The following is a 14,365-nucleotide window of genomic DNA, read 5'->3' on the forward strand; positions in this document are numbered from 1 at the left end:
CCACCCACAAGCCCGCCCCAAGGTAGCTTCCGCGCTACCCCAAGGCGGGATCCGATCCGGCTACCCCTGCCGAACCATCCGGGTCAGCGGGGCTGGGGTCAGGGTTTTGTGGGTGCGGAGGTAGGTGGTGAAGGTTTCGTGGTCGGTGTTGTTGCGGACTGGGTTGGTGTACGACTTGAAGGCTGAGTAGCCGTCGGCGCCGATGACTGTGTAGGCGAGGGCGGCGATTCGGTAGGTGCGTGTCGGGTCCACGGGCTTTCCATCGATGGTCAGCTCTCCGCGGTCGCCAACGGGTTTCGTGGTGTCGTAGGTGAAGGTGGCGTTGGCTGAGATCGCCAGTGGCGCGTACTTCGTGGTGCCGTCCGGCTGGGTCTGCCACTGCTGTTCCATGACCGCGTCGAGCTGCGCGCCGGTCAGGCTCACCGTGAGCACGGGATTCCCGTACCCATAGGCGTCCCACGATTCGCCGAGCATGACCTTGCCCTCGGCATCACCCGGCTTGGTGCCCTTGGCAACCAGCAGGTCGCCCCGGAGCGCAGTACTGCCCGTGGCCGGCTTCGTTGCGATCAACCCCAGATCGGCGGCGCCCTGCTGCCGGGCCGTCCACAGATGGACATCGGCCGCGAGATCCCCGAGCGTGCTCTCGCCCGCCGCGTTCGCAGTACGGGTGAAGTCGCCGGTGATGGTGGCAACCTTTTCGGCGTACTTGCGATCTCCCGCGGCCGCCCAGTAGTCGACGATCCGCTGAAGCTCCGGGTCCGGCGTCACGTCACGCGTGACGGCGTGGTTGGTGGACGTGGTCTTGTCGCGCAGGACCTCGCCGGTACGCCGGTCCAGCTGGAGGTTGATCTCGTTGATCAGCCGGCCGTGGTTGGCCGCCTCGACGACCGGGCGCGGGTTGCCGGCCGGGTCAGGGATGCTGCAGTTGAACGCGGAGTGCCAATGCCCGGTGACGATCGCGTCGATCTGCGGCGTGACCTTCTTGGCCAGCTCGATCGCCGGACCACTCGGGTTGACGCAGTTGTTGTACGTCGGCGACGCGTCCGTGCCGCCGTCGTGCATGTTCAGCACGATCGCCTTCACGCCGCGACGGGTGAGCTCGGCAGCGGCGGCGTTCGCCGAGGCAACCGGGTCGAGGGCCTTGAGGTCAGGCTGGTACGACGTGGAGCCGACCGGGGTGTCCGGCACGGTCAGGCCGATGAAACCGACCGGGTACACGCGGGCACCGTCGCGGACCCAGCGGATCTTGTACGGCGCGACGATCGTCCGGCCCTGGGCGTCGACGATGTTGGCGGACTGGAAGTCGAACTTCGCACCACGGAAGCGCCGGCCGGTGGAGTCGGTGAAGCAGCTGTCGACCCCTGGCGTGCCGAAGCACTTGCCCTTGGCCATGTGGTCGACCAGGAAGCTCCTGGAGACGTCGAGCTCGTGGTTGCCGACGCTGGTGAACTCGACGCCGAGCGCGTTCAGCGCCTCGATGGTCGGCTCGTCGGCGTGCGCGTCCACCTCGAACGGCCAGCCGGAGAAGTTGTCACCGTCGGCGAAGAAGATCGAGTTCCGGTGGCCGGCCCGGATGTTCTTGAGATGAGTCGCCAGGTACGCCGCCCCACCCACGGTGATCGCCTTGCCGTCGGCTCCGGCGATGGTGCCGCCGTCTGCCACGGACGGCGGACGCAGGTAGCCGTGGAAGTCCGTGATCGACACCAACTGCACCGGGACGCCGGCTGACTCTTGAGTTGTTGCTATGGATGGCTCCTGGGCCGCGGCGGTCGTGGCGCCGCCGGCGGGGGCGAGGGTTGTCAGGGCGAGGGCGGTGAGCGCGGCGAGCGCTCTCGGGCGGGTCAAACTGCGCACAAGTGTCTCCTTCTGGGCGACGGCAAGCACTTACCAGCATCCATAAGCCTGGCCCAGAATGAACGCCATGTCACTACCAAACGCCAGATCCAAGAACTTGGAAGGAATTTGCCGAGCCGCTCACCCTGCTTGCCGAGTGCGGTCCAGACATGTGAGCATTAATTCGTAAATTATGGTTAAAGCAGGGAGGCTCTGGTGCGGCTGAGTGGACAGGTGATCGTCGTGACCGGTGCGGCGACGGGCATCGGAGCTGCTTGTGTCCAGCGCTTGCTCGACGAGGGAGCCTCGGTGGTGCAGGTGGATCTGCATCCCTGCCAGGAGATTCCCGGCCGGGCCCTGACTGTCATCGGTGATGTCGCGGCACCGGACACCTGGGCCGAAGTCTCGTCCCGCGGCCGCGACGAGCTCGGGCCGATCACCGGACTGGTCAGCAACGCGTTCACGATCGACGTCCAGCCGGCCCATGAACTCCCGCCCGCGTCGTGGCAGCGACAGCTCGACGTCAACCTCACGGCGGCCTACCTCGGATTCAAGGCCTTGCATGAAGACTTGAGCACCAGCAGCGGATCCGTAGTACTGGTCTCGTCGGTGCATGCGCTGAACGGCATCCCCGGCCATTCGGCGTACGCCGCCTCGAAGGGCGCGCTGGTCGCACTGGGGCGTCAGCTCGGGGTGGAGTACGGCGGTTCGATCCGGGTGAACACTGTGCTTCCGGGTCCGATCGACACCGCTGCGTGGGACCGGGTCAGTGCCGAGGGCAAGGCGCAGAGCGCGCGGGCGACCGCGATCGGCCGACTCGGTCGTCCCGACGAGGTCGCTCGGGCCGTCGCCTTTCTGCTGTCGGAGGAGGCGTCGTTCGTGACGGCTGCGAGCCTCGTGGTCGATGGCGGCTGGTCAGCGGTCAAGGACTCGGCATGACAGGGATACAGCGCGGGGTGTCGCGGGGGTTGCACGGGCAGATCGTGGAGGTGATGGCGCAGCGCATCCTTTCGGGGCGGATTCCCGAGGGGGCGACGATCAACGTGCCCGAGTTGCAGGCCGACCTCGGGGTCAGTCTGACCGCGGTCCGGGAGGCGCTCAAGGTGCTGACGGCCAAGGGGCTGGTGGATGCTCGGCAGAAGCGTGGCACGTTCGTCCGGCCGCGCTCGGACTGGAACCTGCTCGATGCCGACATGATCCGCTGGCACTTCGACGACGATGTCCGGCCGGAGTTGCTCGAGGAACTGCATGAGGTGCGCGGGATCGTCGAGCCGGCCGCGGCCCGGCTGGCCGCAGTACGGGCGTCTGATGCGCAGATCGAACTGCTGGAAGAAGCTTTGGAGTCGATGTCGTCGGCCACCGATGATCTTGCCGCCGCGGCGGCGGATGTCGCGTTCCACAAGGCGTTGCTCGCTGCCACCGGCAACGAGCTGCTGACCAGGATGGAGGTCGTCATCGAGACCGGTCTGGCGGGTCGCGACCGACTGGTCCACAAGCTGAATCCCTCGGATGATCCGGTACCGAGTCACGCGCGGGTGGTCGACGCGGTACGGGCTCACGATCCAGACGGCGCCGAACTCGCGATGCGAGAACTCCTGGCGAAAGCCGCGGAGGATCTGTCCGCGGTCCGGCTGTCCGACGAGCGCGGAGCCCCGGCGCGGAAGCCGGCGGGGCCGGAGCCGTCGGGGCGGGGGCGCCTGTGAGGATCGAGCGGGTTGAGACGTTTTTGGTTGCGCCGCGGTGGTTGTTTTGCCGGGTTGAGACCAGTGACGGCGTTGTTGGGTGGGGCGAGCCTGTGGTCGAGGGGCGGGCCGAGGTGGTGCGGACGGCGGTCGAGGTACTGTCGGAGTACCTGATCGGCCGGGATCCGCTGCAGATCGAACGGCACTGGCAGATCCTCGCGAAGGGCGGCTTCTATCGCGGCGGACCGGTCCTGAGCAGCGCTCTGGCCGGGATCGATCAAGCGTTGTGGGACATCGCCGGGAAGGTGTACGGCGCTCCCGTCGCGTCTCTGCTCGGCGGGCGGGTGCGGGATCGCGTTCGGGTCTATGCCTGGGTTGGTGGGGACGATCCAGCCGAGATCGCCGACCACGTCGCGGCGCAGGTCGAGGCCGGAATGACCGCGGTGAAGATGAACGCGAGTGGACGGATCCAGCCTTCGCCTTCGCTGGCCGAGGTCAATGCGATGGTCGCGCGACTGGCGGCTGCTCGATCGGTGCTGGGTGACTCGCGCGACGTCGCGATCGACCTGCACGGCCGGGTCGGGGTTGCTGCCGCGCGACGGATCATGCGGGCGGTGGAGCCTTTGCATCCGTTGTTCGTCGAGGAACCGGTGTTGCCGGAGCATCTCCATCACCTGGCGTCGGTGGTCGGCGCTTCGACGGTGCCGGTGGCCCTTGGTGAGCGGCTTTACAGCCGGGCCGAGTTCATGCCCGCGCTCGAGGCCGGCGTGGCGGTGGTCCAGCCCGATGTGTCCCACGCTGGTGGCATCTCGGAGTTGCGGCGGATCGCAGTACTGGCTGATGCCCACGGGGCTTTGCTGGCGCCGCATTGTCCGTTGGGACCGATTTCGCTGGCGGCGAGTCTGCAGGTTTCGTTTGCCACGCCGAACTTCTTGATCCAGGAGCAGAGTCGCGGGATTCACTACAACATCGACAGCGATCTGACGACGTACGTGACCGACCCGACGCCGTTCAACTGGGTCGGCGGTCATGCGGAGTGGAATCCGCTGCCGGGGTTGGGGATCACGGTGGACGAGGCCGCGGTACGGGCGGCAGACCGGCAGGGCCATGCTTGGCGCAACCCGGTGTGGACACAGGACGACGGATCTTTTGCGGAGTGGTGAGCTTGCTACTGGAGAACGAGGTCGCGATCGACCTGGACGATGGCGGGCGCTGGACTTCCCTCGTCCTGGGTGGCCGCGAGTGGCTGTGGCCGGGACCGGGGCTGCTCACGACTTCTCGCGAAGGCATGAGTTCGTACGTCGATGTCGGCGGGCTCGACGAGTGCTTCCCGACCGTGCGCGGGGTGCCCGACCACGGCGGCTTGTGGAATCAGCCCTGGGGCTCATTGGAGGAGGATGAGGACTGGGACGTCATCCAGTACGACGAAGCCGTCCTGCTCCGCCGCTTCAACGGGGGCGCGACTCCTGACATCGATGAGACCGGCGCGATCTGGGTCGACTACCGCCTGATCGCTCCCCCGGGCTACCGCTTCATCTGGGCCGCGCACGCCCTCCTGGACTGCGCGGTCGGCACCACCATCAATCCCCGAGGCAGCACAGAATGTCGTCTCTACGCTGACGGTGCGCCATCGTGGATCGGTGGCGCGTGGCCCGTTGCGGATGGGGTTGATCTCAGTGTTTACGGGCCGACTGACGGTACTGCGATGGGCGCGGTGCTGGTTGACTGCCCGGCGGTTGAGGTCGTCGACGGGGACGTTGCCCTGACGCTCAGCTTGAGTTGCCCAGGGCAACCTGTCTCGACGGCGCTCTGGCGCAATCTGGGCGGGTTCCCCGCGGATGCGCCGTACCGGAGTCTGGGTGTGGAACCCATGCTCGGCAGGGTCTTCGACTTGGCTGAAGCGGGCGCGGGTGACGCGGCCGTCGTACCGGAGTCGGGTGAGCTGACCTGGCGGCTCGTGGTGTCCGCCAGGTCAGTCTGATGGTTCGGCTACCCGAGCGGCAGGTCGAGTACTGCGTTCGGAACGGTGGTGACGTTGCTGGTCCGGATGCTGTTCAGCTCGGCCGCCGTGATCGCGCGTTTGTAGATGCGCACCTCGTCGAGCGAGCCGTCGAAATGATGCGCGCCGTCGAGTCGTTGACCGACGTACATCTTGAACGGTCTTCCCGGGCTGACCGATCCGGCCGGCGACGCGACGCTCGCCACCTGGACGCCGTCGACCCAGATGGACAGCGTCCCCGCTTTGCGTTGCAGCGCGACGTGGTGCCAGGCGTTGTCGTTGTAGGCCTTGGTGGTCGCGACGGCCGCGGTGTTACCACCGGTCGTGATCAGGCCGCGGATGCGCGCGTCCGCCGGTTCGGCGCGCAGCCAGAATTGCGAGTACTCGTTAAGGTTGTAACCCCAGAAGATTGCCTGCGGTGTGGTTCGGGCCCCGTACTTGATCCAGGACATCGCGGTGAAGTCACCCGCACCCACCGCGAGAGACTCGGCGAAGGGCAGTTGGATCGCATCGTCGGTTCCGTCGAGGTCGCGCGCCTGGCCGAACCTGCCCGCGACAACCGTCGTACCGCCGCGAAGGATGCCGTGGTTGCCCAGCCCGGAGACGTCGGGTGTGGTGGGTCCAGTCGGCGCATCGGGGTGCCCGATGTCGTTCTCGGTGAACCGCGCGAACCGGATCTGGTCACGCGCGTCGACCGGCCCGGCTTCGTACAGCAAGCCGATCTCGCCGGTGTCGAGCATGGTCATGTCGGAGTACCCCGACCAGTCGCTGGTGGTCCTGGTGCCTTCGGCAACGGACTGCCAGGTCCTGCCTTCGTCGAAGCTGGACCGGATCGTCAGGTACCGGCGGCGCTCCGGATCGGCCGGCGACGCGAACAGGATCCGGTTGTACTTCGCGCCCTGGTCGGTCGCCCGCAACCGGAGCAGCGAACCCTGCACGATCGGCGTGGTCAGACCAGGAATGGTCGTGTAGCTGGTCGCGTAGGTCTCACCGCCATCGTTGCTGACGGCAAACGCGCGGCTGTCGTTCCCGGTACCGGCACTGTTGTTCCTGGCACCGGCATAGATGCCGCCGTCAACCTTCTCGACGACACTGATCTCCTGCGGAACCATCCCGTCGGTCCGCAGGTCGGTGGCGCCCTTGTGCCAGGTCTCACCGCTGTCGTCGCTGTAGACGAGTTGCCCAGCGGCTCTGCCATCGACGTCGTAGTTGGTCCCGGCCACCAGCCGACCCTTGTGCGTTCCCCGGGTCAACTGGATGCCGTGCACCGGGCCGGTCGCGTACCAGCCCCAGGTCGGGTCGTCGATCTGCGCGCCGATGTTCTTGGCCTTGGTGAAAGTCTTGCCGTCATCGTCGCTGAACTGCACGTACGGCGTCCGCGGACGGCTCGTGGTGCCGGGATCCATCGTGGTGAGCAGCACGATCCGGCCGGTCTCCAGATCCACGATCGGGGTCGGGTTGCCGCGAGTCGCGACGGCGTTGGGGTCGGCGTCGGTCCCCGACAGCACGATCTGCTGGGCCGACCAGGTGCGGCCGTCGTCTTCGGACCGGCGGACCACCAGGTCGATCTCCTGGGAGTCGCCACACCAGGTACGCCGGGCTTCAGCGAAGGCGAGGAGGGTGCCGAGCTTGGTTCGGACGATCGCGGGGATTCGGTAGCAGCCGTAGCCGGCGCCACCTTTCTCGAAGAGAACGCTCTGCACGACCGCGGCTTCGGCGGGTTGGGTCTGCTGCGGTCCGGCGACGAGGCCGGTGGCCAGCAAAGCGAGGAAGACCAGCAAGGGGCGGAATCTGGGCATGGGTACGTGGACCTGCCTTCCGGTGAACGGAAAGTAAACAACGGGGCGGGTTGCTCAATTCGTAACTTATCCACCTGTTGGCGGTCTCAAACGCAAGACATCCCACGTCCTATGTAGTGATCGATCCACTACGGTGAAAGCCACCATCGAAGGGGTGAACCACGTGGAGTTGCTCGCCGAACTCAGCCGGCGCAAGGTGCTGGCCATCATCCGGGCCGACGGGCCCGATCGCGCTGTGGAGTGCATCCAGACCCTGGTGACCGCCGGAATCACCACACTCGAGGTCTCGCTCACCACCCCGGGCGGCGCCGAAGCGATCGCCAGGGCGCGCGACGAGTTCGGCCCTTCGGTGCTGATCGGTGCCGGGACTGTCATCACGCCGGCCCAGGCCGACGAGGTCGCGGCCGCCCGGGCCGGCTTCGTCGTCACGCCGGCGATCACTCGCGGAGCTGCTCGTAGCGTCGAGCTTGGCGTGCCGCTGCTGTGCGGAGCGCTGACCCCGACGGAGATCGTCACAGCTCTGGACATCGGCGCACTGGCCGTCAAGGTCTTCCCCGCGAAACTCCACGGCCCCGGCTACTTCCGCGAACTCCGCGCCCCCTTGCCGGACGCACCTCTCCTCGCAGTCGGCGGCGTGGACGTCACCACAGCCCCGCAGTACCTCCAGGCAGGCGCGCTCGCAGTAGGCCTCGGCTCCCCTCTCCTCGGCGATGCCGGCACAGGCGGCTCCCAAGCCGAGCTCGCCGCCCGCGCCGCCGAGTTCCTGAAGGCGATCGCCGATGCCTAGCGTTCTCACCTTCGGCGAAGCGATGGTCTCGGTGCGTTCCAAGGCAGCGCTGCGGATGGGCGGTGAGGTGCACCTGTCGGTCGCCGGTTCGGAGAGCAACGTGGCGATCGGTCTGGCCCGGCTCGGTCATGACGTCGCCTGGTTAGGTGCTGTGGGCAACGATGAGCCCGGCCGGCTGATCCAGCGCACACTGCGCGCGGAGAACGTCGACACCAGTCACCTGCGCTTCTCGGACGACTCGTTCACCGGCTTCATCGCCTTCGACCAGCCCGCCCACGACATCACGCGGGTCAGCTACCACCGCCGCGGCTCGGCGGGCTCCACCCTCACCACCCAGGAGTGCCTCGCCGCGCTCACCGACCCGCCACGCATCCTGCACGTCACCGGCATCACGCCGGCTCTGTCCGACACGGCCCGCGCCGCGACGCTGGCCGCAGTACAGGCTGCTTCTGCTGCTGGGGTTCAGGTTTCGCTGGACGTGAACTACCGGGGTCGTCTCTGGTCGCGCACCGAAGCAGCCGCCGTACTGCGTGAGCTACTGCCCCACTTGACCACGGTGTTCGCCTCGGACGACGAACTCGACCTCCTCACCGACGCCAAGGACCCGATCGCCGACCTTCTCTCCACCGCGATCACCGAGGTCGTCGTCACGGCCGGCGGCAAAGGCGCCTGGACCCACACGGCGGACGGCACCATCCACCGCCCGGCGCTCTCGGTCACCGTCGTCGACTCGATCGGGGCCGGTGACGCGTTCGTTTCCGGCTACCTCTCGGCCACGCTCGACAACCTCCCACCCGAAGACCGCCTCACCCGAGCCACCACCTCCGGCGCCTTCTGCGTAGGCGCCCACGGCGACTGGGAATCCCTCCCCACCCGCGAAGACCTCACCCTCCTGACCCACACCCACGGCACAGCACTGCGCTGACCTGAGCGACTTGTTCCACCCCCGCCTGACTCCGACCGCAGCCCGCAACTTATCCACAGATCTCTGAACGCGCCCCACAGCCATCGCGCTCTCCCTACCGTTGAACAGTGCGAACAATGGGAGGGACGGATCGGCTTGCTGAGCCGGCCGAGTTGCACGCAGCGTTCGGCGCGCGGCACCCAGTGCGGTGGGGTGACGAGTTGCCGACCGTTGCGCAACTGGTCGACGAGTACGGCGCGGATGCCACGCGTCTCAGCATCAGCACCTTGCAGAGGAGGCTTCCAACCGAACAGCGGACCACCGCCGACTTCCTGGCCGCAGTACCGGATGACGCAACCGCTCACCACCTTGATTGCCGGGTCAAGTCACCGAGGTCGCTGGCGAGGCAGTTCCAGAGTCGGCTGGAGCGAGACAAGGCAGACGAGCCGAAGGACGTCCTGCGCTACACCGTGCTCTGCCCGCTGCCATCAGATCTGGTCGCTGCAGCGAGGTCCACGGTCGACCAACTGCTGGCCCGCGGCTGGGCCATGGACTCCGCTCGGCACTCCTACACCCCTGGCAGTCGGTACAAGGGCCTGCACGCCGACTTGCGCACGCCTGCCGGTGACGTGGTCGAGGTGCAGTTTCACTCAGTCGCCTCTGCGACTGTGAAAGAGGCAACCACCCGCCCGTACGAGATCGAGCGCAGCGCGGACGCCAGCGAATCCGAGCGAGCTGCGGCGGGAGCGCTGTGCGTCAAGCTCTCCGACACACTGGACGTGCCACCTGGGCTCCACGAACTCCGTACGCTGGGCGGGGTCGCGGTGGAGCTCAAGAACTACAGTGACCCACGCCGCCGGACCGATCCGGCGCAAGCGCAATCGACAAGCACCACGGCCGAGCGGCAGGTCCACCGACGCGAGGACGCGGTGCGCGGGATCGACGGGACGGGCAGATGAGGTTGTTCTTGGTGAAGGACGGGCAGCGGGAGGTCTGGGTTGCCGCGTTGGCGAATGAGCACATGTACAGCTATGTCGACAACACCGGGTTCTTCCACGACAACAATGCCTTGCGCAACGACTACTACATGGATTTCGACTACGAGTACGAAGAGATCGACATCGCGCGGGCGAAGGAACTGATCGCGGCGGGGATCGGCCGGCTGGATGAGACCACTCGCGCCGATGCGTTGACCAAGTGGCGAAACGATCCTCGACCGCTGCCGGTCCGGGACGTGTTCGCGGCGGTAGCCGGACTCACGCCGTAGGGCGGCCTTGCGGTGGTGGACCGCTGCGGCTCAGCAGTGGGGCTGCTGGTCCAGTTCGGGGCCGGTGATGGTTTTCGAGTCGACGGAGTAGACACCCGGGGGCAGGTCGGTGGGGATCTTGCCGATGATGCCGGCGCCGTACGAGTGGTCCGGGCCGTCGACGCCGACCGCGATCTCCGTGCCGTCGTAGCGGTAGGAGCCGCTCTGCTTCTTCCAGCCGGGGTCGCCGAGCCGGATCACCTTCGACGTCGGGTCGGTCGGGCCCTGGCCGGTCCAGAGTCGTTGGCCGTCGCCGAGCGGGTTGTCCAGGTAGGCGGCGGTCACCTTCTCCCCCGGGCACAGTGGCACGTACAGGGTGACCACGCCGTCGTCGACCCGGAGCCCGATGTTCACCCCTTCGGGGTCGCTGGGCGCCAGGAAGCAACCGGTCGCGCTGCAGCAAATCGTCGCGGCGATCGCCAGCCGGGCCACAGTTGGGGGTTTCATGGGAGGACAAGAGTAGACGCCGCGAGAACCAGAGGAGAGCCTGGTGATGGACTACCCACAACGGATGCACACTGTGCTGGATTCGACCGACGTGCGCGGGTTGGCCGAGTTCTACCGGGAACTGCTCGGCCTGCGGTACCGGCCGGGTGATGAGTTGCCGGCCGACGGCGGGGAAGACGATGCCGACTGGCTGGTGCTGGTCGATGGGGACGGACAGCGTCAGTTGGCGTTTCAGCAGGTTGATGAGCTGCCTCGGTCGACTTGGCCGGCTCACGACGTACCGATGCAGTTGCATGTGGACTTCGCCGTACCGACGCGGGACGAGCTCGAGCGTCACCGGCAGCGGGCCGAGGCCCTCGGTGCGACCGTGTTGCTCGATCGCACCGAGGACGACGGTGAGCCGCTGTATGTCCTCGCCGACCCCGCGGGCCACCCGTTCTGCCTGCTGGTCGGCCACCCCTAGGTCTCAGACCAGATCGGCCTGGGCCTGGATCTCGGCTTCGGGGTTGATCGGCAGCACGATCTTGAACCGGGTGTCGCCGGGCTTGGACTCGACCCGCAGGTCGCCGTGGTGCTTCTTCACGACGATCCGCCAGGAGATGTCCAGGCCGAGGCCGGTGCCCTCGCCGATCGGCTTGGTGGTGAAGAACGGCTCGAAGATCCGGGTCCGGATGTCGGCCGGGATACCGGGACCGGTGTCGCCGATCTCGACCACGGCGAACGCCCCGTCGCGCTTGGTCCGGATAGTCAGCGTGCCGGAGCCGTTCATCGCGGCGACCGCGTTGTCGATCACGTTGGTCCAGACCTGGTTCAGCTCGGCCGCGTACGCCGGGATCGGCGGCAGTTCCGGATCGAACTCCTTGACCACCGTCAGCCCCTCGAACTTGCCCGACATCATCACCATCGTCGACTTCAGCAGCTCGTGCAGGTCGACGATCTGGTAGGGCGCCCGGTCGATCTGCGAGTACTGCTTCGCCGCCCCGACCAGCGTCGAGATCCGGGTCACCGAGTCGTCGATCTCGTTCATCAGCGACTCGGTGTCGATCGTGTACATCAACCAGCGAACAGCACCTTCCAGGTACTCCGGTCCAACGGCGGCCAGCACACCTTCCATCCACGGCACGTCCAGCCCGACGGCCGCGAGCACCGGTGCGACGTCCCAGCTGTTGCGCACCTCATGGTCGTCGAGCCAGTCCGACAGCGAGTCCTCCGCGTCACTGAGCTCCATCGGCGACAGTTCGCGCGCCTTCGCGACCCGCTCGACCGCGTCCTCCTGGATCTCGACGATCTTGTGCAGTTTGGTGGCGTCCAAGGTGCCGTCGGCAAGCATCGCGAGCTTGGACCGCATCCCGGCAACTCGCTGGCGAAGCGTCGCCGCGGCCCGGACAGCCGCCGCGGCAGGGTTGTTGAGCTCATGCGTGAGCCCGGCCGACAAGGAGCCGAGGGCAAGCAACCGCTCGCGCTGCCCCATCGTCTCGTTGGTCCGGCGCATCCCCATCACGAAACCCTCGATCAGGTGCACCGCCATCGGGAACCAGGTGTTCATCATCGTCGCCATCGCCGCGGCGTCGATCACGAAGAACTGCGACGGCTCCAGGACGTACAGCGAAGCCGTGTAGCCCTTGCGGTCGTCGGTGCCGAAGAAGGCGTTGAAGGCACCGGCGTACACGCCGCGCTGGGAGGTCCGGTTGATCTCGACCTCTTCGCCCTGCAGCAGCTTGCACATCCGCAACCCGCCGGACATCAGCACGTAGCAGCAGGTCGCCTCGTCGCCCTCGGCGAAGACGCGGCCCTCCTGGACGTCGAGGATGTGGCCCTCGCGGACCAGCCAGTCGAGCTGCTCGTCGGACAGCGACTCGAACAGGAACAGCGTGCGGAGTTCGTCGCGAGTGATCCGGCGCGGTTCGTCGGTCTCCGAAACAGTCTCGGTCATCAGAGCATCTCCAGGTATCGGTGCACCAAGGTGACAGCCATCGCGCCGTCGCCGACCGCGGACGCGACCCGCTTGACGGACTCGGCCCGGACGTCGCCCGCCGCGAAGACGCCCGGCATGCTCGTCTCCAGGTGGTACGGATCGCGGTCGAGTGACCAGCCGGGTGGTCGCCCGCGCAGGTCCGGCCCGGTCAGCACGAAGCCGCGCTCGTCACGCAACAGGTGATCCGGCAACCAGTCGGTCCGGGGTGCGGCTCCGATGAACACGAACATCCATTCCGTGTCCACCTCCCGGCTCTCCCCGGTCGCGCTGTTGGTCAGCGTCACGCGTTCCAGATGATCCGAACCCTTGCAGGCCACCACCTGCGTACAGGTGTGCACCTCGATGTTGTCGATCTCGCCGATCTGAGCGATCAGGTACGACGACATGGTCGCCTCGAGCGAGGGACCTCTCACCAGCATATGCACGCGTTTGGCATGTCTCGAGAAATAGACCGCGGCCTGGCCGGCGGAGTTCGCGCCGCCGATGATGTAGACGTCCTGACCGGCGCAGTTCGGCCCTTCGGTCGTCGCCGAGCCGTAGTAGATGCCGCGCCCACACAGGTCTTCCACGCCAGGGGCCTGGAGCGTCCGGTACGAGACGCCCGTCGCCAGGATGACCGAGTGCGCCGAGATCTCGCTGCCGTCGGAGAACTGCAGGCGCCGGGCGGACCCGATCGTCTCCAGCCCGACCACTTGCCGGGCGGTCAGCAGCTCGGCACCGAAGCGAACCGCCTGTCGCCGAGCCCGGTCGGTCAGCTGCGCCCCGGACACCCCATCGGGGAAGCCCAGGTAGTTCTCGATCCGGCTCGACTGGCCCGCCTGTCCCCCAGTCGCGACCTGCTCGACCAGCACGGTCCGCAGGCCCTCACTGGCGCCGTACACCGCAGCACCGAGGCCGGCCGGGCCGCCGCCGACCACGACGAGGTCGTAGAACTCCTCGGCCGGATGGGTGGACAGGCCGACCTTGTCGGCCAGCTCGGACTCCGACGGCGCGACCAGCACCGTGCCGTCCGGGGTGATCACGACAGGCAGCGTCGTACCGTCGAGTTCGGCGGCCGCGAGCAGCCGCTGGCTCTCCTCGTCGTCGACACCCATCCACCGGTACGGCACCGCGTTGCGGGCGAGGAAGTCGCGCGCGGCGAACGACGGCGCGGACCAGCGGTGGCCGATCACCCGGGTCTCGTCGGTCGGCGCGTCCGGGGTCGACCTCCACAGGTCGAGCATCGAGTCGACCACGGGGTAGAGCTTCTCCTCCGGCGGGTTCCACGGTTTCAGCAGATAGTGGTCCAGGTCGACGACGTTGATCGCCTGGATCGCGGCGTCCGTGTCGGCGTACGCCGTGAGCAGGACCCGGCGGGCGAGCGGGAACAAGTCCATCGCCGCTTCCAGGAAGTCGATCCCGGACATCCCGGGCATCCGGTAGTCCGCGAGCAGCAGGGCGACCGGCTCGCCCCGGAGCTTGAGTTCCTTGAGCGCATCCAGGGCCTGGTCGGGCGCCTCGGCCCGGACGATCCGGTTCTCCTCGCCGTACCGGCGCCTCAAGTCGCGGGCGATCGACCGGGAGACGCCCGGATCGTCGTCCACGGTGAGGATCACCGGGCGGGTTGTTGACGTTGGCATAGCTCTTTAATACC

14 protein-coding genes are annotated in these 14,365 nt (G+C 67.3%); 9 read left to right on the forward strand and 5 right to left on the reverse strand.

Going from position 1 to position 14,365, the window contains the following annotated elements:
- Window positions 1-60: 60 nt before the first annotated feature.
- The gene (locus tag AB0F51_RS28115; RefSeq protein ID WP_360284724.1) at window positions 61-1,854 is read right to left on the reverse strand and encodes a bifunctional metallophosphatase/5'-nucleotidase; all 1,794 of its coding nucleotides are present in this window, start codon (window positions 1,852-1,854) and stop codon (window positions 61-63) included.
- Window positions 1,855-2,049: 195 nt separating this feature from the next.
- Between AB0F51_RS28115 and AB0F51_RS28120 the strand changes: the two genes are divergently transcribed.
- Genes AB0F51_RS28120 through AB0F51_RS28135 form a run of 4 tightly spaced genes read left to right on the forward strand, consistent with a single transcriptional unit; the run spans window position 2,050 to window position 5,496 of the window.
- Complete coding sequence (locus tag AB0F51_RS28120; protein WP_360284725.1) at window positions 2,050-2,772, forward strand: SDR family oxidoreductase; 723 nt, start codon at window positions 2,050-2,052, stop codon at window positions 2,770-2,772.
- Window positions 2,769-3,536 (forward strand): FadR/GntR family transcriptional regulator, encoded by a 768-nt coding sequence (locus AB0F51_RS28125; RefSeq protein ID WP_360284726.1) that lies wholly within the window; start codon window positions 2,769-2,771, stop codon window positions 3,534-3,536. Before AB0F51_RS28120 ends, AB0F51_RS28125 begins: the two co-directional genes overlap by 4 nt.
- Window positions 3,533-4,678: a galactonate dehydratase gene (gene dgoD / locus AB0F51_RS28130; protein ID WP_360284727.1), complete on the forward strand. Its 1,146-nt coding sequence runs from the start codon at window positions 3,533-3,535 to the stop codon at window positions 4,676-4,678. The genes AB0F51_RS28125 and dgoD overlap by 4 nt, the downstream gene beginning before the upstream one ends.
- The gene (locus tag AB0F51_RS28135) at window positions 4,675-5,496 is read left to right on the forward strand and encodes a hypothetical protein (protein WP_360284728.1); all 822 of its coding nucleotides are present in this window, start codon (window positions 4,675-4,677) and stop codon (window positions 5,494-5,496) included. Before dgoD ends, AB0F51_RS28135 begins: the two co-directional genes overlap by 4 nt.
- A gap of 8 nt (window positions 5,497-5,504) precedes the next feature.
- Here the strand turns inward: AB0F51_RS28135 and AB0F51_RS28140 are convergent, their stop codons facing one another.
- Window positions 5,505-7,313 carry a sialidase family protein gene (locus AB0F51_RS28140; RefSeq protein WP_360284729.1) on the reverse strand — a complete coding sequence of 603 codons (1,809 nt, stop codon included), beginning with the start codon at window positions 7,311-7,313 and terminating at the stop codon, window positions 5,505-5,507.
- Between the two features lie 154 nt (window positions 7,314-7,467).
- Here AB0F51_RS28140 and AB0F51_RS28145 point away from each other — a divergent pair, with 154 nt between their 5' ends.
- The 4 genes from AB0F51_RS28145 (at window position 7,468) to AB0F51_RS28160 (ending at window position 10,271) form a co-directional block, all read left to right on the forward strand.
- Complete coding sequence (locus AB0F51_RS28145; RefSeq protein ID WP_360284731.1) at window positions 7,468-8,100, forward strand: bifunctional 4-hydroxy-2-oxoglutarate aldolase/2-dehydro-3-deoxy-phosphogluconate aldolase; 633 nt, start codon at window positions 7,468-7,470, stop codon at window positions 8,098-8,100.
- Window positions 8,093-9,025 (forward strand): sugar kinase, encoded by a 933-nt coding sequence (locus AB0F51_RS28150; protein ID WP_360284732.1) that lies wholly within the window; start codon window positions 8,093-8,095, stop codon window positions 9,023-9,025. The genes AB0F51_RS28145 and AB0F51_RS28150 overlap by 8 nt, the downstream gene beginning before the upstream one ends.
- Before the next feature lie 116 nt (window positions 9,026-9,141).
- Entirely contained in the window at window positions 9,142-9,963 is an 822-nt protein-coding gene (locus AB0F51_RS28155) for a hypothetical protein (protein WP_360284929.1), read from the forward strand.
- On the forward strand, window positions 9,960-10,271 hold the full coding sequence (locus tag AB0F51_RS28160; RefSeq protein WP_360284733.1) for a hypothetical protein: 312 nt from the start codon (window positions 9,960-9,962) through the stop codon (window positions 10,269-10,271). The genes AB0F51_RS28155 and AB0F51_RS28160 overlap by 4 nt, the downstream gene beginning before the upstream one ends.
- Before the next feature lie 30 nt (window positions 10,272-10,301).
- Here AB0F51_RS28160 and AB0F51_RS28165 read toward each other — a convergent pair whose 3' ends face one another.
- Entirely contained in the window at window positions 10,302-10,757 is a 456-nt protein-coding gene (locus tag AB0F51_RS28165) for a hypothetical protein (RefSeq protein ID WP_360284734.1), read from the reverse strand.
- Window positions 10,758-10,803: 46 nt separating this feature from the next.
- On the opposite strand from AB0F51_RS28165, the gene AB0F51_RS28170 reads away from it, so the two are divergent.
- On the forward strand, window positions 10,804-11,220 hold the full coding sequence (locus AB0F51_RS28170) for a VOC family protein (RefSeq protein WP_360284736.1): 417 nt from the start codon (window positions 10,804-10,806) through the stop codon (window positions 11,218-11,220).
- Between the two features lie 3 nt (window positions 11,221-11,223).
- Here the strand turns inward: AB0F51_RS28170 and AB0F51_RS28175 are convergent, their stop codons facing one another.
- A complete protein-coding gene (locus tag AB0F51_RS28175; protein ID WP_360284738.1) occupies window positions 11,224-12,690 on the reverse strand; it encodes an ATP-binding protein in 1,467 nt (488 codons plus the stop codon).
- Window positions 12,690-14,351, reverse strand: coding sequence for an FAD-dependent oxidoreductase (locus AB0F51_RS28180; RefSeq protein WP_360284740.1), 1,662 nt, complete (start codon window positions 14,349-14,351; stop codon window positions 12,690-12,692). The genes AB0F51_RS28175 and AB0F51_RS28180 overlap by 1 nt, the downstream gene beginning before the upstream one ends.
- Between the last annotated feature and the right edge of the window lie 14 nt (window positions 14,352-14,365).

Origin of the sequence: Kribbella sp. NPDC023855, assembly GCF_040639475.1 — a bacterium.
GTDB lineage: Bacteria > Actinomycetota > Actinomycetes > Propionibacteriales > Kribbellaceae > Kribbella.